This window comes from Cupriavidus sp. MPR-AND1C (assembly GCF_058809705.1).
On sequence record NZ_JBXASU010000046.1, the window covers coordinates 1 to 26,306 of the forward strand.

A 26,306-nucleotide genomic window follows, 5' to 3' on the forward strand; every position below is an offset into this window, starting at 1 on the left:
CGTGTGAAAGTAGGTAATCGCCAGGCTCTCCCTTGAAACCCCCCAGTACGAAAGTACTGGGGGGTTTTGCTTTTGTGGCTGCGAAAAGTGCGATCGAAAGTGGCCGCAAAAGTGGCTGCAATTTCGTGCGATCGAAAATAGCATTTGAAATAGCGCTGTCGCTACACCAGGAATCCCCGCATCAGGGTACCCGAGCCTTCCTTCGTCCATATCCTTCTGCTACCGTTTGCCTCAAGCTCCGGCTTGGTCCGGCGTGACGCGGTTCGACGCATTGATGCAGTTCGAAATGCAGTTCGAAAGATTGAAACAAGTCCGGGCCGGTGAGCGCCAACAGGCGTGACTAGGCGGTGGCATCCAGGTTTGGGGGATGAATGGCGGCCAGATTTTGCCTGTTGGTACTGACCAGCGTGGTAGGTGCGCTTGTTTTGACGGGTTGCGGCACACTCGGAACGGGGTCCGCACCGCAGGGACCGATCCCGCTGTCGGGGCCTGGCGCCATGGCTGCGCTCTCGTCGAACGACTGCAGCAGTTTTGCCGCGCACATTGAGCAGCTCAGGCTAGCCGAACCGGCGCAGACGCCGATTTCCGCCGAGCGCGCGACAGCGGGCCTGATCGCAACGAGCCAAGACCCCGCCGAAGCCGATCATGGCGAGTCCAGCGAGCCGGAAGAGCATCCTACGCTGAAGCGCCTGCCTTTGTTCTCCGCGACAGCAAGCGGGCTTGGCAAGCCGGCAGGCTGGCAGCCCTGGACCGTCAATCGCAACAAAATTCCCACGCGCTATACCCTGACAGAAGTCGACCAACGCATGGTGTTGCATGCCGAAGCCGACAGTTCTGCATCCGGCCTGTACGTACCACTGGTCGGGCGCGACCCGGGCATGCTGAACTGGACGTGGAAGACGCGCGACGTCATCCGTAGCGCTGACAACTCACTGGCCCCGCGCGAGGACTCGCCGCTGCGCATCTTCGTCGCCTTCGATGGCGACAAAGGCAGCCTCTCGTTAAAGGATCAGCTGATGTACGAAATGGCGCGGCTGACAACGGGGCGGGAGATGCCTTATGCCACGCTGATGTACATCTGGGGCGGGCGCAAGCCTGAAGGATCCGTGGTGTCGAATCCGCACACTGAGCGTGTGCGGATGATCGTGGTCGACTCCGGTACCCGGCATACCGGCGAATGGCGTTGCCACCGGCGCGACCTGCGCGCCGACTACCGCAAGGTCTTCGGGGCCGATCCGGGCAAGGTGGTGGCGATCGGCCTCATGACCGATACCGACAACACCAGGAGCCGCGCCGAAAGCTGGTACGGCGACATCGCGCTGGACTGACGCGCGCTCAAGCCGGCGCGAGCCACTTCTCCGCCAGCTTCACGAAGAAGGTCGAGCCGACCGGCAGGATCTCGTCGTTGAAGTCGTAGCTGGGGTTGTGCAGCATGCAGGGACCAAGGCCATGGCCGGCTTCGCGGTGTACGCCTTCGCCATTGCCGATGAACAGGTAGCACCCGGGCTTTTCCAGCAGCATGAAGGAGAAGTCCTCGGCGCCCATGGTCGGCTCGATATTGCCGTCGACATTGCCTGCGCCCACCAGCTCGCTCGCCACTTCGACGGCGAACGCGGTTTCTGTTGCGCTGTTGACGGTGGGCGGATAGTTGCGGTGAAACTCAAATTCAACGGTGCAATCGAAGGCGCTGGCAACCGCCTTGGAGACTTCCTCCATGCGGCGCTCGATCAGGTCGAGCACCGGCAGCGTGAAAGTGCGCACCGTACCGCCGATCCAGACCTGGTCCGGCACGATATTGGTGGCATCGCCGCCATGGAACTGCGTGACCGAGATCACGGCGGCATCGATCGGGCGCTTGTTGCGCGTAATGATGCCCTGCAGCGCGGACACGATCTGCGCACCGGTGAAAACCGGGTCGTTGCCGTTGTGCGGCAACGCAGCATGCGCGCCCTTGCCGCGCACGACGATGCGGAATTCATTGCTCGACGCCATCAGCGGGCCGGCGGTGGTGCCGAAGCTGCCAGCCGGCATGCCGGGCCAGTTGTGCATGCCAAACACGGCGTCGCACGGGAAGCGCTCGAACAGGCCATCCTTGATCATCTCGCGCGCGCCGCCTCCGCCTTCTTCTGCCGGCTGGAAGATCAGGTTGATGGTGCCATCGAAATTCCGGTGCTCGGCCAGATAGCGTGCCGCACCCAGCAGCATTGCCGTGTGGCCGTCATGGCCGCAGGCATGCATGCGGCCGTCGTGCTGCGAGCGGTGGCCGAAGGTGTTGGCCTCCTGTAGCGGCAGGGCATCCATGTCGGCGCGCAGGCCGATGCTGCGCTTGCTGCTGCCGTTGCGAATCACGCCGACCAGGCCAGTGGTGCCTAGGCCGCGATGGACCTCGATGCCCCAGGCAGCGAGGTTCTGCGCCACCACGTCGGAGGTCCGTTCCTCCTTGAAGCAAAGCTCCGGATGGGCATGGATGTCACGTCGGATGCTGCGGATTTCAGGCTGCGCCTGAAGAATTTCGGGGATGAGTGTCATGATGCCAGTTGAGGGCGAAGGATACCCCGATCATACGATGCCTTAGTCCAAAGCGCCAAAGCAGGCGCCCGGCAGGACACTTCCGCCACTTTCACCAGCGCTTGCGCAGCGCATCATCGCCAATCAGCGCGGGGGTTTCCCCGCATTGCCCCGCATGGTGCAGTGCTGGAACAGTTCATGCTTGATGTGCTTGCCTGGCAACGTTGCCACTTGTCGCGTCCGTAGCCGCACCAAAATGCGGCGCCTGGCGCGATATGCCTGCGTTGCCCTTAGTAGTCATTTGCTACATTTCTTCCCGGGAGAGTTGCGCGATGTCCCTTCGCACATGCAAGAAGGCATTCGGTGCCATGGTGGTAACCGCGGCCATGAGCTTCGGTTTTGCCAGCCAGGCCCACGCGGTCGATTTCAAGCTGGCCATGAGTTCGCCCCCGACCTCGATGGATCCGCACTTCTACAACCTGTTCTCCAACATCAACGTCTCCGAGCACATGTTCGAGTGCCTGGTGAAGATGGATGCGGACAGCAAGATCATTCCCGGCCTGGCCGAGTCCTGGAAGCTGGTGAACAACCTGACCTGGGAATTCAAGATCCGCAAGGGCGTGAAATTCCACGACGGCTCGGAGCTCACCACCGACGATATCGTCTGGTCGCTCGAGCGTCCGTCCACTATCCAGAACAGCCCGGGCAAGTTCGACGTCTACACCAAGGCGATCATCAACAAGAAGGTGATCGACAAGTACACCATCCAGCTCACCACCAACACGCCGTATCCGCTGATGCTGAACGACCTGACGTCGATCTTCATCGTGCAGAAGAAGGCCACGCAGGGCCTGACCTCGGACGACTTTGCGCAAGGCAAGGGCATGATCGGCACCGGCCCCTTCAAGTTCGTCAGCTACGCGCGCGACGACCGGGTCGAACTGGTGAAGAACCCCGACTACTGGGGGCCCAAGCCCGCCTGGGACAAGGTGACGCTGCGCTTTATCCCGAACCCGGCGACCCGCATGGCAGCGCTGCTGTCCGGCGACGTGCAGGCGATCGAGAACGTGCCGACGCCGGACTTGCCGCAGGTGCGCAAGGATCCGAAGCTGTCCTTCTTCTCCAAGATCTCGCATCGCGTGATCTACCTGTACACCGATGACAAGAAAGACAAGTCGCCTTTTGTCACCACCAAGGAAGGCGCGCCAATGGACAAGAACCCGCTGAAGGATGCGCGCGTGCGCAATGCCATCAGCATGGCCATCAACCGCCAAGGCATCAAGGACCGCCTGATGGAAGGCCTCGCCGAGCCGACCAACAACCTGGTGCCGCCCACGCTGTTCGGCTACAACCCGAACCTGAAGACGGTCAAGTACGACCCGGAAGGCGCCAAGAAGCTGCTGGCCGAGGCGGGTTACCCGAACGGTTTCGGCATCACCCTGCACACGCCTAACAACCGCTACGTCAACGACGAGAAGATCGCCCAGACCATTGCACAGAACCTGACCCGCATCGGCATTGCGACCAAGGTCGAGGGCATGCCGATGGCGACCTATTCTTCCAAGGGTATCAAGCACGAATTCTCGTTCGGCTTGCTGGGCTGGGGCGCGCAAACCGGCGAAGTGAGCTCGCCGCTGCGCGCGCTGCTGGCGTGCGAGGATCCGAAGAAGGGCTTTGGCACGACCAACTGGGGCGAGTACTGCAATCCGAAGATGGACGTGGTGCTGGAAAAGGCGCTGGCCACCGTGGATGACGGCGAGCGTTCCAAGCTGCTGCAGGAAGCTACCGCGATCGCCATCAACGATGGCGGTATCATCCCGATCCACCAGCAGGTGACCACCTGGGCCACCCAGAAGGGCATCACATATGTGCCGCGTACCGACGAACGCACGTACGCGCACAATTTCAAGCCGCAGTGAAGTAAAGGCCTGAGCAGTAGCTGGTAGAGGTTAGCGGTGAGGCCGGGGGGCGCGACCACCATGTCGCGCTCCCCGGACACAAGATCATCTGCAGGTAAAGGCGGGAAGCGTCCGCGGTCTGGGTGGCCGCTTCCCGGCGAATCATCCCCGGACGGTAGCCGGGCCTAGCCACGAGCCGACTGCCGGTGCAACCAGGCGGCGCCCACAGGCGCCGTGGCCTGTCATCGGCGAAGGAAAGCTTCCGAACATGCTGGTTTTCATTATCCGGCGCTTGATGCAGAGCGTAGTCGTGCTCTTCGTCATGTCGCTATTGGTTTTCCTGGGCGTCTTTGCCATCGGCAACCCGGTCGATATCCTGATCAATCCTCAGGCCGACCAGGAAGACATCAAGCGCACCATCGCGGCGCTCGGACTCGACAAGCCCCTCTGGGAGCAATACTGGATCTTCCTGCGCAACGCGCTGCACGGGGACCTCGGCACCTCGTTCGCGCACGGCACGCCCGCGCTCAAGCTGATCTTCGAGCGCATGCCGGCCACCATGGAGCTGGCCGTGTGCGCCATCCTGCTGGCCGTGCTGCTCGGCATCCCGCTCGGGCTGTGGGCGGGCCTGCGTCCTGGCGGCGTGGCTGGCAAGACCATCATGGGTGTCTCCATCCTCGGCTTCTCGCTGCCCACCTTCTGGGTCGGGCTGATGCTGATCATGGTGTTCGCGGTGCAACTGGGCTGGCTGCCGTCCAACGGGCGCGGTGAAACCACCTCGCTGCTAGGCATCCCCGTCAGCTTCCTGACGGTGGACGGCCTGCGCCACTTGCTGCTGCCGGCGGTGACGCTGTCGCTGCTCAACATCGCCATGGTGATCCGTCTCACGCGGGCCGGCACGCAGGAAGCGATGCTGATGGACTACGTAAAGTTCGCGCGGGCCAAGGGCCTGTCGAATACGCGCATCGTGGGCGTGCATGTGCTCAAGAACATCATGATCCCCATCGTCACGGTGATTGCCCTGCAGTTCGGCTCGATCATCGCCTTTGCCATCGTGACCGAATCGATCTTCGCCTGGCCCGGCATGGGCAAGCTGATCATCGATTCCATCCAGTTGCTCGACCGGCCGGTCATCGTGGCCTACCTGATGGTGATCGTGACGTTGTTCATCCTGATCAACCTGCTGGTGGACATCATCTATAGCGTGCTCGATCCGCGCGTGCGTATCGCCGACAACAAGGGCTGAGCTCATGACAACCGCAACCGAAACCACTGCGGCCCCGCCGCTAGCCGAGCAGACCCCGCTGCGGCGCTTCGCCAGCCAGTTCTTGTCGAGCAAGATCGCCGTGACCGGACTGACCTTGCTGATCGTCATCTTGCTGATCGCGCTGTTGGCGCCCTGGCTGTCGCCGCAGAACCCGTATGACCTTGCTACGCTCGATGTGCTCGATGCACGCATGGCCCCGGGCGAGCAGTCCGGCAGTGGCATGACATTCCTGCTTGGCTCGGACGAGCAGGGCCGCGACATTCTCTCGGCCGTGATGTACGGCCTGCGCATCAGCATTGGCGTGGGCGTGGTCAGCACCGTGATCGCGCTGCTGCTGGGTGCCACGCTCGGCCTGATCGCCGGTTTCCTGGGCGGCCGCGTCGAGGCCATCATCATGCGCGTGGCCGACCTGCAGCTGTCGTTTCCGCCCATCCTGCTGGCGTTGATCCTGCTGGCGTTCCTGCGGCCCGGCATCGGCAATATCGTGATCGCGCTGGTGGCGGTGCAGTGGGCTTACTACGCCCGCACCACCCGCAGCGCGGCGCTGGTGGAGCGGCGCAAGGAATATATCGAGGCCGCTACCTGCCTGGGCCTGCCGCCGGGGCGGATCATGTTCCGCCACCTGCTGCCCAACTGCCTGCCGCCCCTGATCGTGATCGCGGCGCTGCAGGTGGCGTCCGCCATCACGCTGGAGGCCACGTTGTCCTTCCTCGGTCTGGGCGTGCCCATAACCGAGCCGTCGCTGGGCTCGCTGATCGCCAACGGACAGCAATACATGTTGTCCGGCAAGTATTGGATCAGCTTCTTCCCGGGCATCGCGCTGGTGGTCACCATCGTGGCCATGAACCTGGTCGCCGACCAGCTTCGCGATGTACTCAATCCGCGCCTGCAAACGCAGTAACGCAGCACGACAGGAGCGAACATGAGCAAACCGACCCTTGTGGTGGAAGGCCTCAAAACCCAGTTTTTCACGCGCGGCGGCGTCGCGCGCGCGGTCGACGATGTCTCGTTCTCGGTTGGCCGCGGTGAGATCATGGGCCTGGTGGGCGAGTCCGGATCGGGCAAATCGATGACTGGCTACTCGATTATGGGACTGATCGATCCGCCCGGCAAAGTGGTGGATGGCCGCATCGAGCTGACCAGCCGCGACGGCGTCACGCGCGACCTGCGCAACCTCACGCCGGCGCAGATGCGCGATGTGCGCGGCAACCGCATCGCGATGATCTTCCAGGACCCGATGATGACGCTGAACCCGGTCCTGCGCATCGACACGCAGATGATCGAGGCCGTGCTGGCGCATGAAAAAGTCGACAAGGCGGTGGCGCGCGAGCGCTCCCGCAATGCGCTGGCCCGCGTCGGCATTCCTTCGCCGGACGAGCGCCTGCGCGCCTATCCCCACCAGTTCTCGGGCGGCATGCGCCAGCGCGTGGCGATTGCCATCGCGCTGCTCAACAAGCCCGACCTGATCATCGCCGATGAGCCCACCACCGCGCTGGACGTAACCATCCAGGGCCAGATCCTGTACGAGATGCAGAAGCTGTGCCGCGAGTCCGGCACCGCGCTGATCTGGATCACCCACGACCTGTCCGTGGTGGCCGGCCTGGCCGATACCGTGTGTGTGATGTACGCCGGCAAGATCGTCGAAGCCGGCGATGTGCGCCAGGTGCTGGAGCGGCCCGAGCATCCCTACACGCACGGCCTGATCAGCTCCGCGCCGTCGCGTAACCCGCGTGGCGCGCCGCTGCGGCAGATTCCCGGCATGACGCCATCGTTGCTGAACCTGCCGGCTGGTTGTGCCTTCCGTGAGCGCTGCACCTACGCCACCGATGTATGCAAGACCGCGCCGCCGCTCGACACTGCGGCAGACGGGCGCCGCCTGCGCTGCTTTCATCCGGTTCTCTCCCAGCAGGAGGCCGCATGAGCGCCGCCGTTGTTGATCCCGCCCTCGCCGCCATGACGACCGATTCCAGCGCCGAACCCACGCCCAACGCGCCCATCCTCGAATTGCAGGGCGTGTCCAAGCGCTTTGTCAAATCGCTCGATGCCGCAGCCAAGATCGCCAACCTCTTCGGCGCAGGCGCGAAGGAGGAGGTGGTGCATGCGGTCGACCGTGTCGACCTGTCCATTCGCGCGGGCGAGGTGGTGGGCCTCGTCGGAGAATCCGGCTGTGGCAAGTCCACGCTGGGCCGCATGGCGGTGGGCCTGCATTCGCTGACCGAAGGCTCACGCCTGTGGCGGGGCGTTGACCTGGACCGCCTGCCGCCGGAAAAGAAGCGCGAGAAGCAGCTGGCGATCCAGATGATCTTCCAGGATCCGTATGCATCGCTGAATCCGCGCCTGCGCGTGATGGATATCGTTGGCGAGGCGCCGGTCGTGCACGGCATGGTGCCGGCCAGCGAGCAGAAGCGCTACGTGGAAGACATGCTGGTGCGCGTGGGCATGGACCCCACCGTGCTGCGCCGCTTTCCGCACCAGTTCTCGGGCGGGCAACGCGCGCGCATCGGCATTGCGCGCGCGCTGGCGGTCAAGCCGGAATTCCTGGTGTGCGATGAGTCGGTGGCGGCGCTGGATGTCTCGATCCAGGCGCAGGTGCTGAATCTCTTCATGCGCTTGCGGCAGGACCTGAACCTGACCTACCTGTTCATCAGCCATGACCTGGGCGTGGTCAAGCACATCAGCGACCGGGTGGTGATCATGTATCTGGGGCGGGTGGTGGAGTCGGCGCCGGCGGAAGATGTCTTCGCCAGCCCCAACCATCCCTACACGCAGGCGCTGCTGGCTGAGGCCCCGAAGCTGGAGGTGGGCAAGAAGACCTTCGTGGCGATCAAAGGCGAGATTCCCTCGCCGCTGAACCCGCCACCGGGTTGCCATTTCCATCCGCGCTGCCCGCATGCGATGCCGCGTTGCCGGGAGGAACAGCCACTGTTGAAGGAAATCGCGCCGATGCGGTTTTCGGCTTGCCACCTGAACGACATGGCGTAGGTGCTGTCGGCATCGGGCCCGTCTCACGCGTGCGCGAGACGGGCCATGTGCCCATCAGCGGATGACCTGCCCCCGCGAGTTGATGATGGTCATCTCGACAAATTTCGAGCCGACGTGGCTGTCCGGGCTGAAGTTGATGATGTAGCCGCCGAGGTCGACGTTTCTCATGCTTTCCAGCGCGGTGATCAGCTTTTCGCGGGTGAGGTCCTTGCCGGCACGGCGCGTGCCTTCGACAAAGGCCTTGGCGGCGATGAAGCCTTCGATGCTGGCGTAGTCGAACTCGTTGGGCTTGCCCGCCGCCTGCAGCAGGCGCAGGTATTCGCGCACCACCGGCAGCGTGGCGTTGCCAGGGTGAGGCATGACTTGCGAGATGATCACGCCGCTGCCCTTGGCGCCGACTTCCTTGGCGAGTGCCTGGGTGCCGACGAACGAGACGTTATAGAACTGGCCATTGAAGCCGCGGCGCAGCGCTTCCTTCACGAAGGCACCAGTGGTCCGGTACGCGTTGATCATCACCACCGCGTCGGGCTTGGACTTCATGGAGCCCTGCATGGCGTCACCGATCTCCACCGTATTACGCACCACGCCCTCGCGGGCGACGATCTGCACGCCGCTGTCGGGCGCGGCCTTGAGGGCGCGCTCGAGCGCTTCCAGGCCGGCCTTGCCGTAGGCGTCCTCGTTGTAGACCACGGCGACCCGCTTGAGGCCGGTGACGCGGACCTGGCGCAGGATGGCCTCGGCTTCCTCGTTGAAACCGGCGCGCACGTGGAAGGCATAGCGGTTGAACGGCTCGCGCAGCGACTGGGCGCCGCTGTAGGGGGCGAAGAACGGCACCTTGGCCTGGGTGGCCAGCGGCAACGAGGCCTCGCCGGTCTCCGTGCCGACGTAGCCGAACAGCGCGAAGGCATGGTCCTCGTCGATCAGCGCGCGGGTATTCTTGGCGGCGGATTCCGGCTCGTTGAAATCGTCCAGCACCTTGAGCTCGATCTTGCGGCCGTAGATGCCGCCGTGCTGGTTGATGTAGTCGAAGTAGAGCCGCGCGCCAGAATTGAGCTGCTTGCCTAGCATGGCGGTAGGCCCGGTGAGCGCGGCCGACTGGCCCAGCAGGATAGTGTCCGCGCTGACGCCGTTCTCGGCGCTGGCATTGGCAACGAATGAGCCGATGGCGCATGCCACCAGCAGGCCGGCAATGCGCCAGCCCCTGACCCCAGAATGCACTTGCATGGTTTCCCCGTGAGAAACGGTGTTTTCTTTACCCGTGAATGCCTTGCCGGTCTGTGCCGGCGCTGTCCTGGCGCCATCCCCTGGCGCAGCGTCGGGCTATCATAATCGAATACAATCGGAGCCTAACAATTTCCCCCGGCGGCGCCCGTCGGGGCGACGCCGGCATACAACACGCGATGCCACCAGGCTAGTCCGGCAACGGCCTTTCCTGCACGGTGCTAGGTCCCGCCGCGTGTGGCCGCTCAGCCGCCCCAATGCTGCTGCCCCATGGCAGTCGCGCCGCCCGTCCCCAATCGCTTGCCAGGAGAATCCATGGCTTCCCGCATCGTCCGTGCCGCTTGCCCGCACGATTGTCCTGATACCTGTGCCTTGCTCGTCACCGTCGAAGACGGCCGCGCGACCAAGGTGGCGGGAGATCCCGACCATCCCGGCACCCAGGGCGTGCTGTGCACCAAGGTTTCGCGCTACACGGACCGCACTTACCACCCCGACCGCCTGCTGACGCCGATGAAGCGGGTCGGCCGCAAGGGCGAAGGCAAGTTCGAGCCGATTTCCTGGGACGAGGCGCTGGACACCGTGGCCACCCGCTTGTCCGCCATCGCCGCGCGTGACCCGCAGGCCATCCTGCCGTACAGCTATGCCGGCACCATGGGGCTGGTGCAGGGCGAGAGCATGGCGGCGCGCTTCTTTCACAAGCTGGGCGCCTCGCTGCTTGACCGCACGATCTGCGCCAGCGCCGGTGCCACCGCGCTGCGCTATACCTATGGAGCCAGCATCGGCATGGATATCGAGCATGTGCCCGATGCCAAGCTCATCATCATCTGGGGCGGAAACCCCATTGCCTCCAACCTGCATTTCTGGACGCGGGTGCAGCAAGCCAAGCGGCGCGGCGCCACCCTGGTGGCGATCGACCCGTATCGCTCGCTGACCGCCGAGAAATGCCATCGCCACATCGCCTTGATGCCCGGCACCGACGGCGCGCTGGCGCTGGCGATGATGCACGTGCTGATGCGCGATGACCTGCTCGACTTTGAGTACATCGCGAGCCACACGGTGGGCTTCGAGGCACTGCGCGAGCGTGCCCTGGCCTACACCCCGCAGCGCGCGGCCGAGATTTGCGGCGTCAGCGTGGACGACATCGAATGGCTCGCCGGCCTCTACGGGCAACTCGCGGTGCGCGAGCGCCAGCCGGTGGCGATCCGCCTGAACTATGGCATGCAGCGTTCGCACGGCGGCGGCCAGGCGGTGCGCGCGGTGGCCTGCCTGCCGTCGCTCGTGGGCGCCTGGCGCCACGCGGCCGGGGGCCTGCAGCTGTCCACGTCGGGATTCTTCCCGGTGGACAACCTGGCGCTGCAGCGCCCGGACCTGCTGCCGGGCCTGCCGGCGCTGCCACGCACGGTCAACATGAGCACCATCGGCGACGCGCTGCTGGATGCCGGTGACGGCGCGGGCAACCCGAAGATCGAGGCGCTGGTGGTCTACAACAGCAACCCGGTGGCGGTGGCGCCGCAGTCGACCAAGGTGGCCGAAGGCTTCGCGCGTGAGGACCTGTTCACCGTGGTGCTGGAGCAGTTCCGCACCGATACGGCTGACTATGCCGACATCCTGCTGCCGGCCACCACCCAACTCGAGCACGTGGATGTGCACAAGGCCTACGGCCATACGTATTTCCTGGCCAACAACCAGGCCATCGCGCCGCTGGGCGAGGCCGTGCCTAACACCGAGATCTTCCGCCGCCTGGCCCAGCGCATGGGCTTTGCCGAGCCGTGCTTTGCCGATAGCGACGAGGATATCGCCGCCCAGGCCATCGTGGCCACGGACCCGCGCGCGGCAGGCATCAGTTGGGAGTCCCTCAAGGCACAGGGCTGGCAAAAGCTCAACCTGCCGGTGGCGCCGCTCGCCGAGGGCGGCTTTGCCACGGCGTCCGGCAAGTGCGAGTTCTATTCGGAGATCATGCGCCGCGACGGCCTCGATCCCTTGCCCGACTACGTGCCCCCGTACGAGACCCCCGCGACCGCGCCGGAACTGGCCGCGCGCTATCCGCTGGCGATGATCTCGCCGCCGGCGCGCAATTTCCTCAACAGCTCGTTCGTCAACGTCGACAGCCTGCGCGCCACCGAAGGCGAGCCGCACCTGGACATCCATCCTGAGGACGCCGCCCCGCGTGGCATCGCCAGCGGCAGCATGGTGCGTGCCTTCAACGACCGCGGCAGCATGCTGGCGCGGGCCCGCGTGACCGACCGGGCCCGGCGCGGGCTGGTGGTGGGGCTGTCGATCTGGTGGAAGAAGCTGGCGCCGGATGGCAAGAACGCCAACGAGCTCACCAGCCAGCGGCTGACCGACCTGGGCCGTGCGCCGGTGTTCTACGATTGCCTGGTGCAAGTGGAAGCGGCGTCCGCCACCGCCACCCCCTAGCCACCATGAACCTGCGCCCGGCACGCACGCTTCAAGCCCTGGCTGCACTTGGGCTTGCCGCGCTGTTGTCCGGCTGTGACACGGTCGGCTACTATGCGCAATCGATCGGCGGCCACCTTGGGGTGATGGCGGATTCCCGGCCATTGCCCGACGCCATCGCCGCGGCGCAGCAAGCCAAGGACACCCGGCTGGCTCAGCGCCTGGCTCTGGCCGGCACCATCCGCGACTTTGCCTCGCATGAGCTGAAGCTGCCGGACAACGGCAGCTACCGGCGCTACGCTAACCTGCACCGGTCGTATGTGGTGTGGAGCGTGTTCGCCACCTCCGAGCTGTCGATGGAACTGCACAAGTGGTGCTTCCTGGTGGTGGGCTGCATCAGCTACCGCGGCTACTACGCGCAGGCGGATGCCGACGGCTATGCGCAGGGCCTGCGCAAGGAGGGCCTGGAGCCGTATGTCGCCGGCATCCCGGCGTATTCCACGCTGGGCTATTTCGACGACCCGTTGCTCAATACCTTCGTTTACCAGCCCGAAGGCGAGCTGGCACGGCTGATCTTCCACGAACTGGCGCACCAGGTGGTCTATGTGCGCGATGACACTACCTTCAACGAGTCTTTTGCCACCGCGGTGGAAACGGCCGGGGTGGAGCGCTGGCTGGCGCTGGCGGCATCGCCCGACGCCCGCGCCAGCTACCGCCAGTACGACCTGCGCCGCCAGCAATTCCGCGCGATGCTGCTGGACACGCGCGACCGGCTCGATACGCTCTATCACTCGCCACTGTCAGACGATGCCAAGCGGGCGGGCAAGGCGGAAATCTTCGCCGGCCTGCGTGTGCGCTATGCGAAGCTCAAGGAAGAGTGGGGCGGCTACAGCGGCTACGATCGCTGGTTCGAGCGGCCGCTGACCAATGCGCAGCTTGCCGCGGTGGCGACCTACCAGCAATGGGTGCCGGCTTTCACGGTGCTCCTGGCGCAAAACGGTGGCGACTGGACCGCGTTCTATGCCGAGGTCCGGCGCATCGGCGAGCTGCCGCGTGCCGATCGCGATGCCCGCCTGCGCCAGCTGGCGCCGCCGGCCAGTGGCGGCGACGCGCTGAGCGCCGGCGAGAGCGAGACCGCGGTAGGGGCCGCGCTCGGCGCGGCACGCGCCAGCGGCGCGCCCGACACGCCATCCGCGACTGCGGCTAGCGCCAAGCCTTGATGGACTGACTAGGTGCCCGCTGGGCGCTTCATCCGGCAGACCGACGGCAGGTTCAGGTCTGCCCCTGCCGTCGTGCTGTCGAGGCGGAAGCCGTACTGCGTGCCTTCCACGCCAACCTTGACGGTCTTGCCGTCCACTGGCGCGATGGTCGAGACCACCTGCGGCAGCAGCAACTGGTGATCGCTCTTGCGCATCAGTACGTCGCCAACGGGCGAGCGGTACTGCATGCCCTCGAGCGCGAATGCGATGCGGGTCGGGTCGTCGGAGTTCGCGTGGCGCATCGCCGCGCTGAGCATCTGCACGGCAATCAGCACGCGCGGGGCGAAGTACTCGCCCGCCGGGGTTTGCCTGACCCGCGCCGCCAGCGCAGCCAGCACCGGATCGTCGCCGTTGGGCAGGTACTCGGCGACCCAGGTCAGGTGGGCGTTCTTTGCCTGCGACACGGCCAGCACGGTGCCGGGCGCGCCGCCGCCGCTATGGTTCAGGTAGTTCAGTTCGTAGCCGGCCTCGCCGCCGGCCTTGATCAGCAGGCCGAGGTCCTGGCCCCAGTTGCCCGTGACCACGGTATCGGCGCCGCTTTCCTTGATCCGGCTCATGTACGGCGCGAAGTCCTTGACTCGCGCCAGCGGGTGCAGCGCCTCGCCGACGAACTGCACGTCGGGCCGCGCTCCCGCGATCATCTGCCGGCCCAGTGCTGCCCAGATGCGGCCCTGGGTGTAATCCTGGTTTAGCAGGTAGACCTTGTGCATGCCCTTTTGCTCACGCGCGAAATTGGCCAGCGCGCGCATTTTCATCGCCGTGTTCGCCTCGGTGGCGAAGTGCCAGAAGCTGCAGCGCGTGCCCGTCAGGTCGGGGTCGAGCGAAGCGTAGTTCATGATCAGCACGCGCTGCCCGGGGTTGCGCTCGTTGTGCCGGTTGACGGCCTCCACCAGCGCCGTGACCACCGGCGAGCCAGATGCGCCGGTGAACACCACGTGCACGCCAGCGTCGATCGCGCTTTGCAGCGCGATGAGGCTTTCCTGCGCGGAGAGCTTGTTGTCGTAGCTCACCAGCGCGTAGTTGCGCCCGAGCACGCCGCCTTGGGCGTTGGCGTCGTCGAGCGCGAACTTCAGGTTGGCCTGGAAGATCTGGCCCACGTTGGCCAGCGGCCCGGACAACTGGTCGATAAACGCCACCTTGATGGGCGCGGCTGCGGCGTCCTGCGTTTTTTCCTGCGCTTTTTCCTGGGCCTGTAGCGGCAGCGCGCCGACCAGCGCGAGCGCGGCAACGGCGACGCTGCGCATGAACACGCCACGCGCCAGCGCGGCGACCCTGGCGGTGGCGCTTGCAGCGCGCCTCAAGTCATGGGACATCGATCCTCTCCTTCTGCTTGTCACCACGTGTCGATGAAACGGCGCGATCCGGCCGCCGGCGTATCGCGCGCGGCCGACGCCGGGAGCGCCGAGGCCAGCCCGCGCAGCAGCCAGTGGCGTGTGTCGGCCGGGTCGATGACGGCGTCGATTTCCAGGTGGCTAGCCATATTAAGCGCTCGGCCGCGCCGGTAGGCGCCCTCGATCATGCGCGCAAACAAGGCTTCGCGCTCGTCCGGGTCAGCCACGGCTTCCAGTTCCTTGCGAAAGCCCAGCCGGATCGAGCCCTCGATGCCCATCGCGCCGAACTCGCCGCTGGGCCAGGCTGCGGTAAAGAACGGCGCGCTGAAGCTGCCGCCCGCCATGGCTTGCGCGCCCAGGCCATAGCCCTTGCGCAGCACCACGGTGAAGAAGGGCACGCGCAGCGCGCCGGCGGTGACGAACAGGCGCGAGACGTGGCGCACCGTGGCGGTCTTCTCCGCCTCCGGTCCCACCATGAAGCCAGGCGTGTCGCACAGCGAGACGATGGGCAAGCCGTGCGCATCGCACAACTGCATGAAGCGCGCGGCCTTGTCGGCGGCGTCGGCATCAATGGCGCCGCCCAGGTGCCGCGGGTTGTTGGCGATGCAGCCGAAGGCGCGGCCCTCGATGCGGATCAGCGCGGTGATGATGCCCGCGCCAAAGGCGGCGCGCAGCTCCAGCACGGAGTCGTGATCGGCCAGCGCCGCAAGCACGCCGCGCATGTCGTAGCTGCGCAGCCGGTTCTCAGGAATCAGGTGGCGCAGCGCGCGCGCATCGCCGGCCTCCCCGTCGGGCAGGTCGCCCTGGAAATAAGACAGGTAGCGGCGCGCCGTCTCCACCGCCGCGATCTCGTCGTCGACCAGCACGTCGATCACGCCATTGGGTGCTTGCACGCTCACCGGGCCGACTTCCTCCGCAGCGAACACGCCGAGCCCGCCACCTTCGATCATGGCCGGACCACCCATGCCGATGGTGGCGTTGCGCGTGGCGATGATCACGTCGGCGCAGCCTAGCAGCGCGGCATTGCCGGCAAAGCAGCGCCCGGAGACGATGCCCACCAGCGGCACCTGGCCGGACAGCCGCGCGAACTGGATGAAGGACGTGCAATCCAGCCCGGCCACCACCGGGGTGTCCGTGTCTCCTGGCCGCCCGCCTCCGCCTTCGGCGAACAGCACCACCGGCAGGCGCCACTGGCGCGCCAGCGCCAGCATGCGGTCCAGCTTCTTGTGGCCGTAGAAGCCCTGAGTGCCGGCCAGCACCGTGTAGTCGTACGCCAGCACCATGCAGCGCGCATCCGTTGCCGGGAAGCGCTCGGCATTGACGGTGCCAATGCCGGTGACGATGCCGTCGGCCGGCGTCGCGCGCTCCAGGTCTTCCACGCTGCGGCGCTGGCGCTGCGCGGCGATGGCGAGCGCGCCGTACTCGATGAACGAGCCTGCATCGCACAGCTGGGCGATGTTCTCGCGTGCGGTGCGCCCGCCCCGGGCGTGGTGCTTGTCCACCGCCTGCGGGCGGGCCGCGTCCTGCGTGAGCGCGTGGCGGGCCAGGGCGTCGCGCAGGTCCGCGCGGATATGGGCGGGATCCACGGCGGCGCCGGCCTGCGCCCCATGATGGCCGCCTTCATCCAGCGACAGCACGATCACCGGCGCGCCCGCGCGCAGCACGTCGCCGGGCGCGGCCAGCACGCGCAGCACTTCGCCCGCGCCCGGCGCTTCCAGCGGGTGCTCCATCTTCATGGCTTCGATGATGGCCAGCGATTGGCCGCGCCGCACGCGGTCGCCGGGCCGCACCTGCACCGCGGCCAACGCGCCGTCCATGGGCGCGCTGAGCAGTTCGGCATCGTCGGGCAGGTCGTCCGGCAGCGTGGATGCGAGCGCTTGCGTGCTGCTGGCCGCGGATACCGCATGCAGCGCCGGATGGCCGGGATCGCCGCCCTGCGACTGCGCAGCGAGAGCCGGTAGCGCCGCGTCCAGGTACTGCGTGTGAACTGCGTTGCGCCGCACATCGTCGCGCAGCAGCAGGTCCTGCAGCAGCCTGCGGTTGGTGTCGATGCCCTCGATGCGGAACTCGCACAGCGCGCGATAGGCCTGGGCCAGCGCGCGCGCGTAGTCGCCGCCGGGCTCATGCACGATCAGCTTGGCCAGCAGCGAGTCGAAACGCGGGTTGACCGTCATGCCGGCATGGCCCGCACCATCGACGCGCACGCCGGGGCCGCTGGGCGGCTCGTAGGCATCGATGCGGCCGCTGGCGGGGCGCAAATGGCCCTGCGCGTCGAGGTGCTCGGCGTTGATGCGCAACTGCACCGCGATGCCGCGCGGCGCGGGCGCTTGCGCCAGCCCGAGGTGGCCGAGATCCTGCCCGGCGGCAATGGCCAGCTGCACCTGGACCAGGTCCACGCCGGTCACCATTTCCGTGACGGTGTGCTCCACCTGCAGGCGCGGGTTGGCCTCCATGAACCAGAACTCGCCATCCGCACCATCCGCACCATCCGCACCCAGCAGGAACTCGAAGGTCCCGATGCCACGATAGGCGCTGGCGCGCGCCAGCGTGATCGCGGCCTGGGCCAGGCGCGCACGCATGCCTGCATCGAGCGAAGGGCTGGGTGCCACTTCAACCAGCTTCTGGTGCCTGCGCTGCAGGCTGCATTCGCGCTCGCCCAGGGCGATCACGCCGCCGGCCGCATCCGCCACCACCTGGATCTCGATATGGCGCGGAGCATGCACGATGCGCTCCACGTAGACGGCGCCATTGCCGAACGCAGCCGTGGCTTCGGAGACGCAGCGGGCATAAGCCTCGTCGATGTCCGCCGCCGCGTGCACCGCGCGCATGCCGCGCCCGCCGCCGCCGGCCAGGGCCTTGATCATCATGCCGGCCGCCTTGCCTGGCGCTTGCAGCGAGGCAAAGAACGCATGCGTCGCTGCCAGCGTCGTCGGCCCGGTGGAGCCCGGCACCACCGGCACGTCGCACTCGCGGGCCAGCGCGCGCGCGCGCGCCTTGTCGCCGAACAGGCGCAGCACATCGGGTGCGGGGCCGACGAAGGCCAGGCCGGCATCCAGGCAGGCCTGGGCAAACTCCGCGTTCTCGGACAGCAGGCCGTAACCCGGGTGGATCACGTCGCAGCCACTGCGGCGCGCGGCGTCCACTACCTGCGCGATATCGAGGTAGGCGCGCGGGCCGGTGCCGGGCAGCGCCACCGCGCCATCGGCCTTGCGCACGTGGAGGGCGTCGCGATCGTCCTCGCTATAAAGCGCCACGCTTTGCAGGTCCATTGCGGCGGCGGCGCGGGCGATGCGGATGGCGATTTCACCGCGATTGGCGATCAGTAGCTTGCGGAACGTCATGATGCGAAGAAGGTGAGTGTGGCGGAGTTCATAGGGAGGGGCATTGCGGGATCAGCCAAGCTGCTCGGCCAGCGGCGCCAGGTCCTGCTTGCGCACCTTGCCCGTGGCGGTCAGCGGCAGGGCGTCGACAATATGCACGAGCGGCACCTTGTAGACGGCCATGTTGGCGCGGCACCATTGCACCAGCGCGGCGTTGTCCACCGTGCCGATGGCTTCGGGCTTGAGCATGACAAAGGCCACCGGCAACTGGCCCCGGTCCTCATCCGCACGGCCCAGCACCGCCGAGCCGAGAATGGCCGGATGCTGGCCCAGCAGCGCCTCGATCTCGGCCGGGAACACGCTCATGCCGTTGACCTTGAGCATCTCCTTGCGCCGGCCCAGGTAGTGCAGATAGCCGTGCTCGTCGATCAGGCCGATGTCGCCGGTGTGGAACCAGCCGTTGCGCAGCGATTCGCGCGTGGCGTCGGGTTTGTTCCAGTAGCCTTTGAGCAGGGTCGGCGTGCGCACGCACAGCTCGCCCTCGGCGCCCGGCGCAAGCAGCTCGCCGCTGGCGAAGTCGCAGATCTTGAACTCTGTGCCGGGCACGGGCAGGCCGACAAAGATGGGCTGGGCGCGCAGGTCCAGGTCATCGTCCTGCATGCCATAGGCAAAGGTGTTGCAGGTTTGCGTCTCGGTCATGCCCCAGGCGGTCTCGGCAATGACCGAGCCGGTCAGCGCCTGCCACGCGCGGCGATAAGGCAGGTTGAGCTTTTTGACGAAGGACGATACGCCCACGTAGCGCAGCGAGCGCAATGCGTACTGCGCCGCGCGCGGGTGCTCCATCACCTCCACCGCGTTGTCCACCAGCATCGACGCGTTGGTGACTTGGTAGCGCTGCACCGCCGCCATGAAGGTCTCGGGATCCCAGCGCGCCAGCAGCACCAGCGGGATGCCGAAGAAGGCGGGGAAGATCAGGCAGAGGTTCTCGCCCGCGATCCAGAACTCGGGGAAGAAGCCCAGCATGACGCTGTCGTCGGCGATGTCGAGCGAGACCGCGCCGAACGCGGCCGCCATGTCCACCATATCGCCCTGGGTGTGGATGCAGCCCTTGGGCAGGCCGGTGGTGCCGCCGGTGTAGTTAAGCGCGGCCGCGGCATCGAGCGAGGCTGGTGTGGCAGGGGCTGCGTGCGTGCACGCCGCCATCGCGCGCAGCAGGTCGATGGCGTAGCCGTCCGCTTCGCAGTCATGGCGCGGGGCCTGCACCATGGGCGGCAGCGGCAGTGTGGGCTCGGCGGGAATCACATCGGCAAAGCTGGTCGAAAACAGCAGGGCGAGCGGATCCTGCGCGCCCAGCGCGGCGCGCGTTTCGCGTACCAGCGGCACCAGTTGGTCCAGCGCGATCAGTGCGCGCGGCGTGCTGTCGGTGAGCGCGTGCTGCAACTCGGCGCGCTGCGACAGCGGGCTGATCGGCACGTACACGGCGCCCAGCTTGAGGATGCCGAAGAACACGATGTGGAACTGCGGGCAGTTCGGCATCAGCACCGCCACGCGGTCACCGGCGCCGACGCCGTGTGCTGCCAGCAGCGCGGCGCAGCGGTCGCTCTGCGCGTCCAGCTCCGCGTAGGTGGTTTCGTGGCCGTAGAAGATCACCGCGGGGCGGTCTGGCCGGGTGCGGCTCCAGTGGCGCAGCATATCCGTGAGCGGCTGGCGCCCCAGCGGATATTGCGGCGTGCGCGGGGTGCGCTCGGGCCATGCGCGCTGCCAGCGCGCATGCATGTCGGCCAGGTAGGTCGTTTCGTCCATTGGCGGTGTCTCCTTGCTGATGGGCCGCCAAGCCGGCTTGGGTTGGCGAAATTTACTCTTTGGTATATTTATTTACCCTTGGGTATGATCGTATTGGCATTGCCGTCATGCGTCAAGCCAGGTGCCGCCCCCGCGTGAATCCACGGTTCAGGGGGGAGCGGGTCAACGCCAAAACGGACTGCCGGGCCTTCCAGCCGCGGCGCCATGCGAGAATCGCGTCATGCCGACTGCACAGAAAACCGCTCCCGCCGCCGAGGCCGCTCCGGAAATCGCTCTGGACGCCGTACCCGCCCGCTCGCATATCGCCGAGCGGCAGGAAGCGCGCCGCCGCCAGATCCTCGATGCCGCTGCCCAGCTGTTCTATACCAAGGGCTATCCCGGCATGACGATGAACGACCTGTGCCGCGCGCTGGGCGTGACCAAGCCGGCGGTGTACTACTACTTCACCGACAAGTACGAGATCTTCGACATCTTGTGCCGCGAGTCCGCGCAGACCTGCCTGCCGGTCATCCGCGAGACCGCCGACCCGGCCCTGCCGGTGCGCGAGCGCCTGCATACCTGCCTGCTGGAAATGGCGCGGCGTTGCATTGCCTGCTACGTGCCCGCCACGCTCAGCTTTCGCGACAACCAGTACCTGCGGCCGGAAACGGTGACTTGGCTGGGCAATATGGCGCGGGCCTTCTATCGCGACCTCTATGCGCTGCTGGAGGAAGGCAAGCGCACGGGCGTGTTCAGCTATGGCGACGCGCGCGTGACCGCGCATGCGATTGGCAGCGTGGTGGGCTTCATGTACACCTGGCACCAGCCTGAACGCATGGGGGCGCAGGCGCTGGCGGAAGAGCTGGCCACGAGCATGATGAAGATGGTGTTGCCGGTGAACGCCTGACTTCGGCAAGGCTTTTCGTTGCTGCCTGGCGCAAGCCGCTAGGGGAATTCCCCAGTCCGGGTTGAACTGTGCGCTAAACTTCACGTCAGACGATGAGCAATGTCCAGAGGACTTCATCTAACGTGTTGTCTTAACCTGGTCGCGCGTTTAGCATCTGTCGAAAATCGAACGACCATTCAGAAAATCAGGAGACGGTGCATGGAAAGACTGTGGCTGAAGCATTACCCGGCCGGCGTACCTGCCGAGATTGATAGCAGTCAGTTCCACTCGCTGGCCGAATTGCTCGAGGCGTCCTTCCGCACCTATGCTGATCGCCGTGCCTTTGTGTGCATGGACAAGTCGATCACCTACGGCGAACTCGACCGCATGTCGCGGCAATTCGCGGCGTGGCTGCAGTCGCGCGGGCTCAAGCCGGGCGCGCGCGTGGCCATCATGATGCCCAACGTGCTGCAGTATCCGGTGGTGCTGGCCGCGGTGCTGCGTGCCGGCTTTGTCGTCGTCAACGTCAATCCGCTCTACACCCCGCGCGAACTCGAGCATCAACTCAAGGACAGCGGCGCCGAGGCCATCGTCATCCTCGAGAACTTCGCCACCACGCTGCAGCAAGTGCTGCCCGCCACGCCGGTCAAGCACGTGGTGGTGGCCAGCATGGGCGACCTGCTGGGCGGCCTCAAGGGCGCGATCGTCAATTTCGTTGTGCGCAACGTCAAGAAGATGGTGCCGGCGTGGGAGCTGCCCAACTGCGTGCGCTTCAACGCAGTGCTGGCAGAGGGGCGCGGCATGCAGTTGCAGCCCGCCACCACGGGCCCGGACGACGTTGCCTTCCTGCAATACACCGGTGGCACCACTGGCGTGTCCAAGGGCGCCGTGCTGCTGCACCGGAACATCGTCTCCAACGTGCTGCAGTCCGAAGCCTGGATGCAGCCGGCGCTGGCCAAGGGCGCACCGATCGACCAGGTGATCACCATCACGGCGCTGCCGCTGTACCACATCTTCGCGCTGACGGTCTGCTGCCTGCTGGGCATGCGCAGCGGCGGCCTGAGCGTGCTGATCCCCAATCCGCGCGATATCCCCGGTTTCATCAAGGAGCTGCAGAAGTACAAGTTCAACATGTTCCCGGCGGTCAATACGCTGTACAACGCGCTGATCAACAGCCCGGATATCGACAAGGTCGACTTCTCTGGCTTGCGCGTGGCAAACGGCGGGGGCATGGCGGTGCAGGAAGCGGTGGCCAAGAAGTGGCTGGCCAGGACGGGCTGCCCGATCATCGAAGGCTACGGCCTGTCGGAGACCTCGCCTTCGGCGACCTGCAACCCGACTGATTCCGACGCGTTCTCCGGCACCATCGGCCTGCCGCTGCCGTCGACCGACATCGCCATTCGCGACGACGACGGTGCGGACGTGCCGCTCGGCCAGGCTGGCGAGATCTGCATCCGCGGCCCGCAGGTGATGGCCGGCTACTGGAACCGCCCGGACGAGACCGCCAAGGTCATGACGGCCGACGGCTTCTTCAAGTCCGGCGACATTGGTGTGATGGACGCGCGTGGCTACACCAAGATCGTCGACCGCAAGAAGGACATGATCCTGGTGTCCGGCTTCAACGTGTACCCGAACGAGGTCGAAGGCGTGGCCGCAGAGTGCCCGGGCGTGCTGGAGGTGGCAGCGGTGGGTGTGCCCGACGAGCATTCGGGCGAAGTGGTCAAACTGTACGTGGTCCGCAAGGATCCCGCGCTGACAGAAGCCGAACTGATCGCCTTCTGCAAGGAGCGCCTGACCGGCTACAAGCGGCCCAAGTTCGTGGAGTTCCGCAGCGAGTTGCCCAAGACCAATGTGGGCAAGATCCTGCGCCGCGAGCTGCGCGACAGCCGCAAGGCGGCCTGAGCGAAGAGCGCAAGCCAGCTACGCACGCCGCAGCAAGAACGGCCTCCCGCCAGCGAGGCCGTTCTTCATTCAGCGGGGCGCGTCAGCATTCCCGCGAGGGCACGAGCAGCGGCTCGGGGGCGCCGTCGGGATAGATCATCCGCACGCAGGCGCCGGGCTCCAGACCAGGCGCCGCAGGGCCATTGACGATGACGTTGCCGCCCCCGCCATCCAGCGGTGCCACCGTGTACTGGAACAGGTCCATGCGCGGCCGCGGCCGCGGGCGTAACAACGAGTTCAGGTCGACGGAAAAGCCAACGCCACCGCCGCTCCAGCCACCGCCGCTCCATGCGCCGCCGCCAACGCCCGCGGCGGTGCTCACCGCACCGTTGTCCGGCATGTCGACCTGGCCCACCAGCGTCTTCGCGCCGATGCGCCCAAGCCTGATGGTGACGTTGAGCGGTGACACTTCGGGTCCTGGCGGCATGCTCTGGCAGGCCGCCAGGAGTAGCGTCAGCAGCGCGGCGCAAAGCGTGCCCGGTCCCGAGCGGGCTGCGTTCATGCGCTCACCAGCCCGGTCTTGAGCCGGCCCAGCAAGCGGAACAGGGCGCGCCGGTCGGTCTGGGGCAGGCCGCCGAACAATTGCTCGATCCAGTCTTCGTGTGCGCGCGCCATCTTGGAAAACGCGATGCGCCCGGCCGGCGTGAGCCGGATCAGGTAAGCGCGGCGATCGCTTGGCAAAGCCTCGCGCGAGACCAGGCCTTCTTGCTGGAGCTGGTCTGTGATGCCGGTGACGTTACCGCCGGTGACCATCATGCGGCGCGACAGCTCGCCCATCTTCAGGCCTTCCGGATGGCGGTCGAGCTGGGACATCAGGTCAAAGCGCGGCAGGGTGCAGGCGAAATCCTGGCGCAACCGGGAGCGGATGTCGGCCTCGACCAGATTGGTGCAGGTCAGCAGGCGCAGCCACAGGCGCAGGGCGTCGTGGGCGTTATCGTCGGCGCTGGTTTCGAGATCGACCGGCGCTTCTTCGGCGCCGGCCTTGGGCGGGGCCTCGGCAGCAGGTGAGGTGGGCATCGCGGCACGCTGGTTGTTTGATGCCTCAAGTATATGCGCTTGCACGCAGCCACGGGCCGGCGCGCGCCTCAATCCACCTTGGCGCCCGAGTCCTTGACCACCTTGGCCCACTTGGTGAGCTCGGCGCGGATAAAGGCGGCGAACTGTTCCGGCGTGTTGCCGACCGGGTCGGCGCCCTGGGCCAGCATCTTTTCCCGCATGGCCGGCGTGCCCAGCGCGCGCGCGACTTCCTGCTGGACGCGCGCGACGATCTCATGCGGCGTGCCGGCGGGCGCCAGCAAGCCGAACCAGGAACTGGCCTCGAAGCCCGGCAGGCGGGCCGCCTCTGCCACCGTTGGCACGCCCGGCAGCGCCGGTGACGGTTTGGCGCTGGTGACAGCCAGCGCCTTGAGCTTGCCGCTCTTGATCAGCGCCATCGACGAGGGCAGGTTGTCGAACATGAGCTGCATGGTGCCGCCGGCCAGGTCGGTCAGGGCCGGGCCGCTGCCCTTGTAGGGAAAGTGCACCATGAAGGTACGGGTCTGGGTCTTGAACAGCTCGCCTGCCAGGTGGATCGAGGTACCGTTGCCACTCGACGCCATGTTGAGCTTGCCGGGGTTGGCGCGCGCATGGGCGATCAGGTCGGTGACGCTGTTGATGCGGTTTTGCTGCGCGAAGGCGGGGTTGACCACCAGCACATTGGGCACAGAGGCCACCTCGGTGATGGGGGTGAAGTCCTTGACCGGGTCGAACGGCAGCTTGCCGTACAGCGACTGGTTGATGCCATGCGTGCCCACCGTGCCCATCAGCAGCGTGTAGCCGTCCGGCGCGGCCTTGGCGACCATGTCGGTGCCGATGTTGCCGCCCGCGCCCGGCCGGTTGTCGACGACTACGTTCCAGCCCTGGAGCTTCGACAGCTCGGCGGCCACTGCGCGCGCCATGATGTCGGTCGTGCCGCCGGCGGGGAACGGCACCACCAGGCGGATTGGCTTGTTGGGGTAGGGGTCTGCGGCTTGCGCGGGCGCGGGTACGGTCAGCGTGCCAACGCATGTGCTGGCGAGCGTTGCGAGTAGCAGGCGGGTTGCGCGGCGACGGTTGCGGTGCATGGGCGGTCTCCTGATGGGGCGGCAGCGGCACAGGCTGCCAAACCAAAAAAGGCACCCGAAGGTGCCTTTGCAAGCAGGGCGGAATTGCTCAGAACTTGTGGCGGATACCGACGCCAGCGCCGAACATATTGGTTTTGCCGGCGCCCAGCGGATAGCCATTGGCGAAGCCGATTGCCGCGGTGTCGAGGTTCAGGCCCGCATTCTTGGCATACGCGGTCGTCAGGTAGACGTCGGTACGCTTGGAAAGGCTGTAGTCGGCGATGAACGAGACTTGCCACGGATTCGGGACATTGACGCCGTTCATGCTCTTGACGTTGTCGTAGTTGTACTGCAGTGTCAGGCCCAGCGGTGCCGTGACCTGGTAGTTGGCGCCAATCCAGTAGTAGTCGTCGCGCAGCAGGCTGGCGCCCGCGGAGCTCTTGGCCTGACCCCAGCGATAACCGGCCATGACCTTTGCCGGGCCAAAGGCGTAGCTGCCGGCCACGGCGGCTTTCTTGTAGGTGGCACTGGTGCCCGCGGCAGCGCTCTCGGTGGGGTTGAACTGGTCGTAGGCGATCGTGGCGCCGAAGGGGCCGGCAGCATAGCCGAAGCCGGCACCGTACGCGGTGTCACGGCGGAATTGGCCCGGGACCTCACCACCACCCGGCGCACCGGCGCCGAACGACCAGTGGGCGATCGCGGTCACCGGACCAAACACACCGGTGTACTTGACAGTGTTGTCGGAGCGGAAGTTCACCCCGAGCTGGGCGACCACCGGTTCATACTGAGTAGCGTAGCCGCTGGGCGAGAAGTTGGCGAGCAGGTCAAACAGCGTGGTGTACTGGCGGCCGAGGGTAATGCGGCCAAACTGGGCGCTTTCCAGACCGACATAAGCTTGACGACCGAACAGGCGGCTGCCTTGCTGCGAAGAGCCGGTATCCAGGCTGAAGCCGCTTTCGAGCACGAACAGGGCTTTCATTCCGCTGCCCAGGTCTTCCACGCCGCGCAGACCCCAGCGCGAGCCGGACAGGCCACCCGAGCTCATCCGCGTCACGTTGCCCGAGGGGCCGCTGGTGCCGCTGCTGGACATGTGTGAGACGTATTCAATGTTCATGTCCGCCACGCCATAAAGCGTCACGCTGGACTGGGCCTGTGCGGCACCCGCGAATGCACCCAACGCAGCCAGCGCGAGAAGCGATTTTTTCATGCTCGATGATCTCCGTGTAAGAATTATTGGTGGCCAGCGGAGAAACCTCCTGAGTCTCCATTTTCCGCTTACCCAACTTCGTCAGAAGCTGCCAACTACTGTAACAAACCGCCTTCGATTCACAATCGGGTTCACTGCCCTTGTCAGCTTTTCACAACTCAGGGTTTTGGAGTATCTGGCCCTTGTCGGCGCGGGCCAGGCGGGAGAAGCCCGGCAAGCCGGCCAC

Annotated in this window: 19 protein-coding genes; 10 read left to right on the forward strand and 9 right to left on the reverse strand. The window is 66.1% G+C overall.

From position 1 onward, the window contains the following. Positions 1–497: 497 nt before the first annotated feature. Positions 498–1,328 carry a DUF3047 domain-containing protein gene (locus AC1RWI_RS22780; protein WP_492868936.1) on the forward strand — a complete coding sequence of 277 codons (831 nt, stop codon included), beginning with the start codon at positions 498–500 and terminating at the stop codon, positions 1,326–1,328. 7 nt (positions 1,329–1,335) lie between these two features. Here the strand turns inward: AC1RWI_RS22780 and AC1RWI_RS22785 are convergent, their stop codons facing one another. Further along, the gene (locus tag AC1RWI_RS22785; protein WP_043349905.1) at positions 1,336–2,529 is read right to left on the reverse strand and encodes a M20 aminoacylase family protein; all 1,194 of its coding nucleotides are present in this window, start codon (positions 2,527–2,529) and stop codon (positions 1,336–1,338) included. Positions 2,530–2,840: 311 nt separating this feature from the next. Here AC1RWI_RS22785 and AC1RWI_RS22790 point away from each other — a divergent pair, with 311 nt between their 5' ends. From AC1RWI_RS22790 to AC1RWI_RS22810, 5 genes are all read left to right on the forward strand, one after another. Then, positions 2,841–4,427: an ABC transporter substrate-binding protein gene (locus tag AC1RWI_RS22790; RefSeq protein ID WP_043349901.1), complete on the forward strand. Its 1,587-nt coding sequence runs from the start codon at positions 2,841–2,843 to the stop codon at positions 4,425–4,427. 247 nt (positions 4,428–4,674) lie between these two features. After that, entirely contained in the window at positions 4,675–5,652 is a 978-nt protein-coding gene (locus AC1RWI_RS22795; RefSeq protein ID WP_006163472.1) for an ABC transporter permease, read from the forward strand. 4 nt (positions 5,653–5,656) lie between these two features. Continuing rightward, a complete protein-coding gene (locus AC1RWI_RS22800) occupies positions 5,657–6,574 on the forward strand; it encodes an ABC transporter permease (protein WP_043349896.1) in 918 nt (305 codons plus the stop codon). A gap of 21 nt (positions 6,575–6,595) precedes the next feature. After that, complete coding sequence (locus AC1RWI_RS22805; RefSeq protein ID WP_043349893.1) at positions 6,596–7,594, forward strand: ABC transporter ATP-binding protein; 999 nt, start codon at positions 6,596–6,598, stop codon at positions 7,592–7,594. Continuing rightward, positions 7,591–8,655 carry an ABC transporter ATP-binding protein gene (locus tag AC1RWI_RS22810; protein WP_043349891.1) on the forward strand — a complete coding sequence of 355 codons (1,065 nt, stop codon included), beginning with the start codon at positions 7,591–7,593 and terminating at the stop codon, positions 8,653–8,655. Before AC1RWI_RS22805 ends, AC1RWI_RS22810 begins: the two co-directional genes overlap by 4 nt. A 54-nt stretch (positions 8,656–8,709) precedes the next feature. Here AC1RWI_RS22810 and AC1RWI_RS22815 read toward each other — a convergent pair whose 3' ends face one another. After that, on the reverse strand, positions 8,710–9,879 hold the full coding sequence (locus AC1RWI_RS22815; protein ID WP_492868939.1) for an ABC transporter substrate-binding protein: 1,170 nt from the start codon (positions 9,877–9,879) through the stop codon (positions 8,710–8,712). Between the two features lie 312 nt (positions 9,880–10,191). On the opposite strand from AC1RWI_RS22815, the gene AC1RWI_RS22820 reads away from it, so the two are divergent. Together AC1RWI_RS22820 and AC1RWI_RS22825 are read left to right on the forward strand one after the other, a co-directional pair. After that, positions 10,192–12,294 carry a molybdopterin-containing oxidoreductase family protein gene (locus AC1RWI_RS22820; RefSeq protein ID WP_043349883.1) on the forward strand — a complete coding sequence of 701 codons (2,103 nt, stop codon included), beginning with the start codon at positions 10,192–10,194 and terminating at the stop codon, positions 12,292–12,294. Between the two features lie 5 nt (positions 12,295–12,299). Continuing rightward, positions 12,300–13,493, forward strand: a complete 1,194-nt coding sequence (locus tag AC1RWI_RS22825; protein WP_043349880.1) for an aminopeptidase — start codon at positions 12,300–12,302, stop codon at positions 13,491–13,493. Between the two features lie 8 nt (positions 13,494–13,501). On the opposite strand, the gene AC1RWI_RS22830 is transcribed toward AC1RWI_RS22825, so the two are convergent. From AC1RWI_RS22830 to AC1RWI_RS22840, 3 genes are read right to left on the reverse strand one after another with little or no spacing between them, the layout of a single operon-like run. Beyond that, positions 13,502–14,845, reverse strand: coding sequence for a branched-chain amino acid ABC transporter substrate-binding protein (locus AC1RWI_RS22830; protein ID WP_492868942.1), 1,344 nt, complete (start codon positions 14,843–14,845; stop codon positions 13,502–13,504). 20 nt (positions 14,846–14,865) lie between these two features. After that, a complete protein-coding gene (locus AC1RWI_RS22835; RefSeq protein ID WP_492868944.1) occupies positions 14,866–18,204 on the reverse strand; it encodes an acetyl-CoA carboxylase family protein in 3,339 nt (1,112 codons plus the stop codon). 51 nt (positions 18,205–18,255) lie between these two features. Next, positions 18,256–19,986 (reverse strand): AMP-binding protein, encoded by a 1,731-nt coding sequence (locus AC1RWI_RS22840; RefSeq protein ID WP_492868946.1) that lies wholly within the window; start codon positions 19,984–19,986, stop codon positions 18,256–18,258. A 220-nt stretch (positions 19,987–20,206) separates the two neighbouring features. On the opposite strand from AC1RWI_RS22840, the gene AC1RWI_RS22845 reads away from it, so the two are divergent. After that, complete coding sequence (locus AC1RWI_RS22845) at positions 20,207–20,872, forward strand: TetR/AcrR family transcriptional regulator (RefSeq protein ID WP_043349872.1); 666 nt, start codon at positions 20,207–20,209, stop codon at positions 20,870–20,872. A 198-nt stretch (positions 20,873–21,070) separates the two neighbouring features. Beyond that, positions 21,071–22,753 carry a long-chain fatty acid--CoA ligase gene (locus AC1RWI_RS22850; protein WP_043349869.1) on the forward strand — a complete coding sequence of 561 codons (1,683 nt, stop codon included), beginning with the start codon at positions 21,071–21,073 and terminating at the stop codon, positions 22,751–22,753. Between the two features lie 82 nt (positions 22,754–22,835). On the opposite strand, the gene AC1RWI_RS22855 is transcribed toward AC1RWI_RS22850, so the two are convergent. The 4 genes from AC1RWI_RS22855 to AC1RWI_RS22870 form a co-directional block, all read right to left on the reverse strand. Further along, positions 22,836–23,294, reverse strand: a complete 459-nt coding sequence (locus tag AC1RWI_RS22855; protein WP_043349865.1) for a hypothetical protein — start codon at positions 23,292–23,294, stop codon at positions 22,836–22,838. Continuing rightward, positions 23,291–23,809 (reverse strand): MarR family winged helix-turn-helix transcriptional regulator, encoded by a 519-nt coding sequence (locus tag AC1RWI_RS22860; RefSeq protein ID WP_043349862.1) that lies wholly within the window; start codon positions 23,807–23,809, stop codon positions 23,291–23,293. The genes AC1RWI_RS22855 and AC1RWI_RS22860 overlap by 4 nt, the downstream gene beginning before the upstream one ends. A gap of 68 nt (positions 23,810–23,877) precedes the next feature. After that, the gene (locus AC1RWI_RS22865; protein ID WP_043349858.1) at positions 23,878–24,894 is read right to left on the reverse strand and encodes a Bug family tripartite tricarboxylate transporter substrate binding protein; all 1,017 of its coding nucleotides are present in this window, start codon (positions 24,892–24,894) and stop codon (positions 23,878–23,880) included. 88 nt (positions 24,895–24,982) lie between these two features. Continuing rightward, positions 24,983–26,080: a porin gene (locus AC1RWI_RS22870; protein WP_043349853.1), complete on the reverse strand. Its 1,098-nt coding sequence runs from the start codon at positions 26,078–26,080 to the stop codon at positions 24,983–24,985. Positions 26,081–26,306: the final 226 nt, after the last annotated feature.

Coding starts and splice junctions, on each gene's coding strand:
- AC1RWI_RS22780 (WP_492868936.1), top strand. CDS start 498: ATGGCTGCGCTCTCGTCGAACGACTGCAGCAGTTTTGCCGCGCACATT.
- AC1RWI_RS22785 (WP_043349905.1), bottom strand. CDS start 2,529: ATGACACTCATCCCCGAAATTCTTCAGGCGCAGCCTGAAATCCGCAGC.
- AC1RWI_RS22790 (WP_043349901.1), top strand. CDS start 2,841: ATGTCCCTTCGCACATGCAAGAAGGCATTCGGTGCCATGGTGGTAACC.
- AC1RWI_RS22795 (WP_006163472.1), top strand. CDS start 4,675: ATGCTGGTTTTCATTATCCGGCGCTTGATGCAGAGCGTAGTCGTGCTC.
- AC1RWI_RS22800 (WP_043349896.1), top strand. CDS start 5,657: ATGACAACCGCAACCGAAACCACTGCGGCCCCGCCGCTAGCCGAGCAG.
- AC1RWI_RS22805 (WP_043349893.1), top strand. CDS start 6,596: ATGAGCAAACCGACCCTTGTGGTGGAAGGCCTCAAAACCCAGTTTTTC.
- AC1RWI_RS22810 (WP_043349891.1), top strand. CDS start 7,591: ATGAGCGCCGCCGTTGTTGATCCCGCCCTCGCCGCCATGACGACCGAT.
- AC1RWI_RS22815 (WP_492868939.1), bottom strand. CDS start 9,879: ATGCAAGTGCATTCTGGGGTCAGGGGCTGGCGCATTGCCGGCCTGCTG.
- AC1RWI_RS22820 (WP_043349883.1), top strand. CDS start 10,192: ATGGCTTCCCGCATCGTCCGTGCCGCTTGCCCGCACGATTGTCCTGAT.
- AC1RWI_RS22825 (WP_043349880.1), top strand. CDS start 12,300: ATGAACCTGCGCCCGGCACGCACGCTTCAAGCCCTGGCTGCACTTGGG.
- AC1RWI_RS22830 (WP_492868942.1), bottom strand. CDS start 14,845: ATGTCCCATGACTTGAGGCGCGCTGCAAGCGCCACCGCCAGGGTCGCC.
- AC1RWI_RS22835 (WP_492868944.1), bottom strand. CDS start 18,204: ATGACGTTCCGCAAGCTACTGATCGCCAATCGCGGTGAAATCGCCATC.
- AC1RWI_RS22840 (WP_492868946.1), bottom strand. CDS start 19,986: ATGGACGAAACGACCTACCTGGCCGACATGCATGCGCGCTGGCAGCGC.
- AC1RWI_RS22845 (WP_043349872.1), top strand. CDS start 20,207: ATGCCGACTGCACAGAAAACCGCTCCCGCCGCCGAGGCCGCTCCGGAA.
- AC1RWI_RS22850 (WP_043349869.1), top strand. CDS start 21,071: ATGGAAAGACTGTGGCTGAAGCATTACCCGGCCGGCGTACCTGCCGAG.
- AC1RWI_RS22855 (WP_043349865.1), bottom strand. CDS start 23,294: ATGAACGCAGCCCGCTCGGGACCGGGCACGCTTTGCGCCGCGCTGCTG.
- AC1RWI_RS22860 (WP_043349862.1), bottom strand. CDS start 23,809: ATGCCCACCTCACCTGCTGCCGAGGCCCCGCCCAAGGCCGGCGCCGAA.
- AC1RWI_RS22865 (WP_043349858.1), bottom strand. CDS start 24,894: ATGCACCGCAACCGTCGCCGCGCAACCCGCCTGCTACTCGCAACGCTC.
- AC1RWI_RS22870 (WP_043349853.1), bottom strand. CDS start 26,080: ATGAAAAAATCGCTTCTCGCGCTGGCTGCGTTGGGTGCATTCGCGGGT.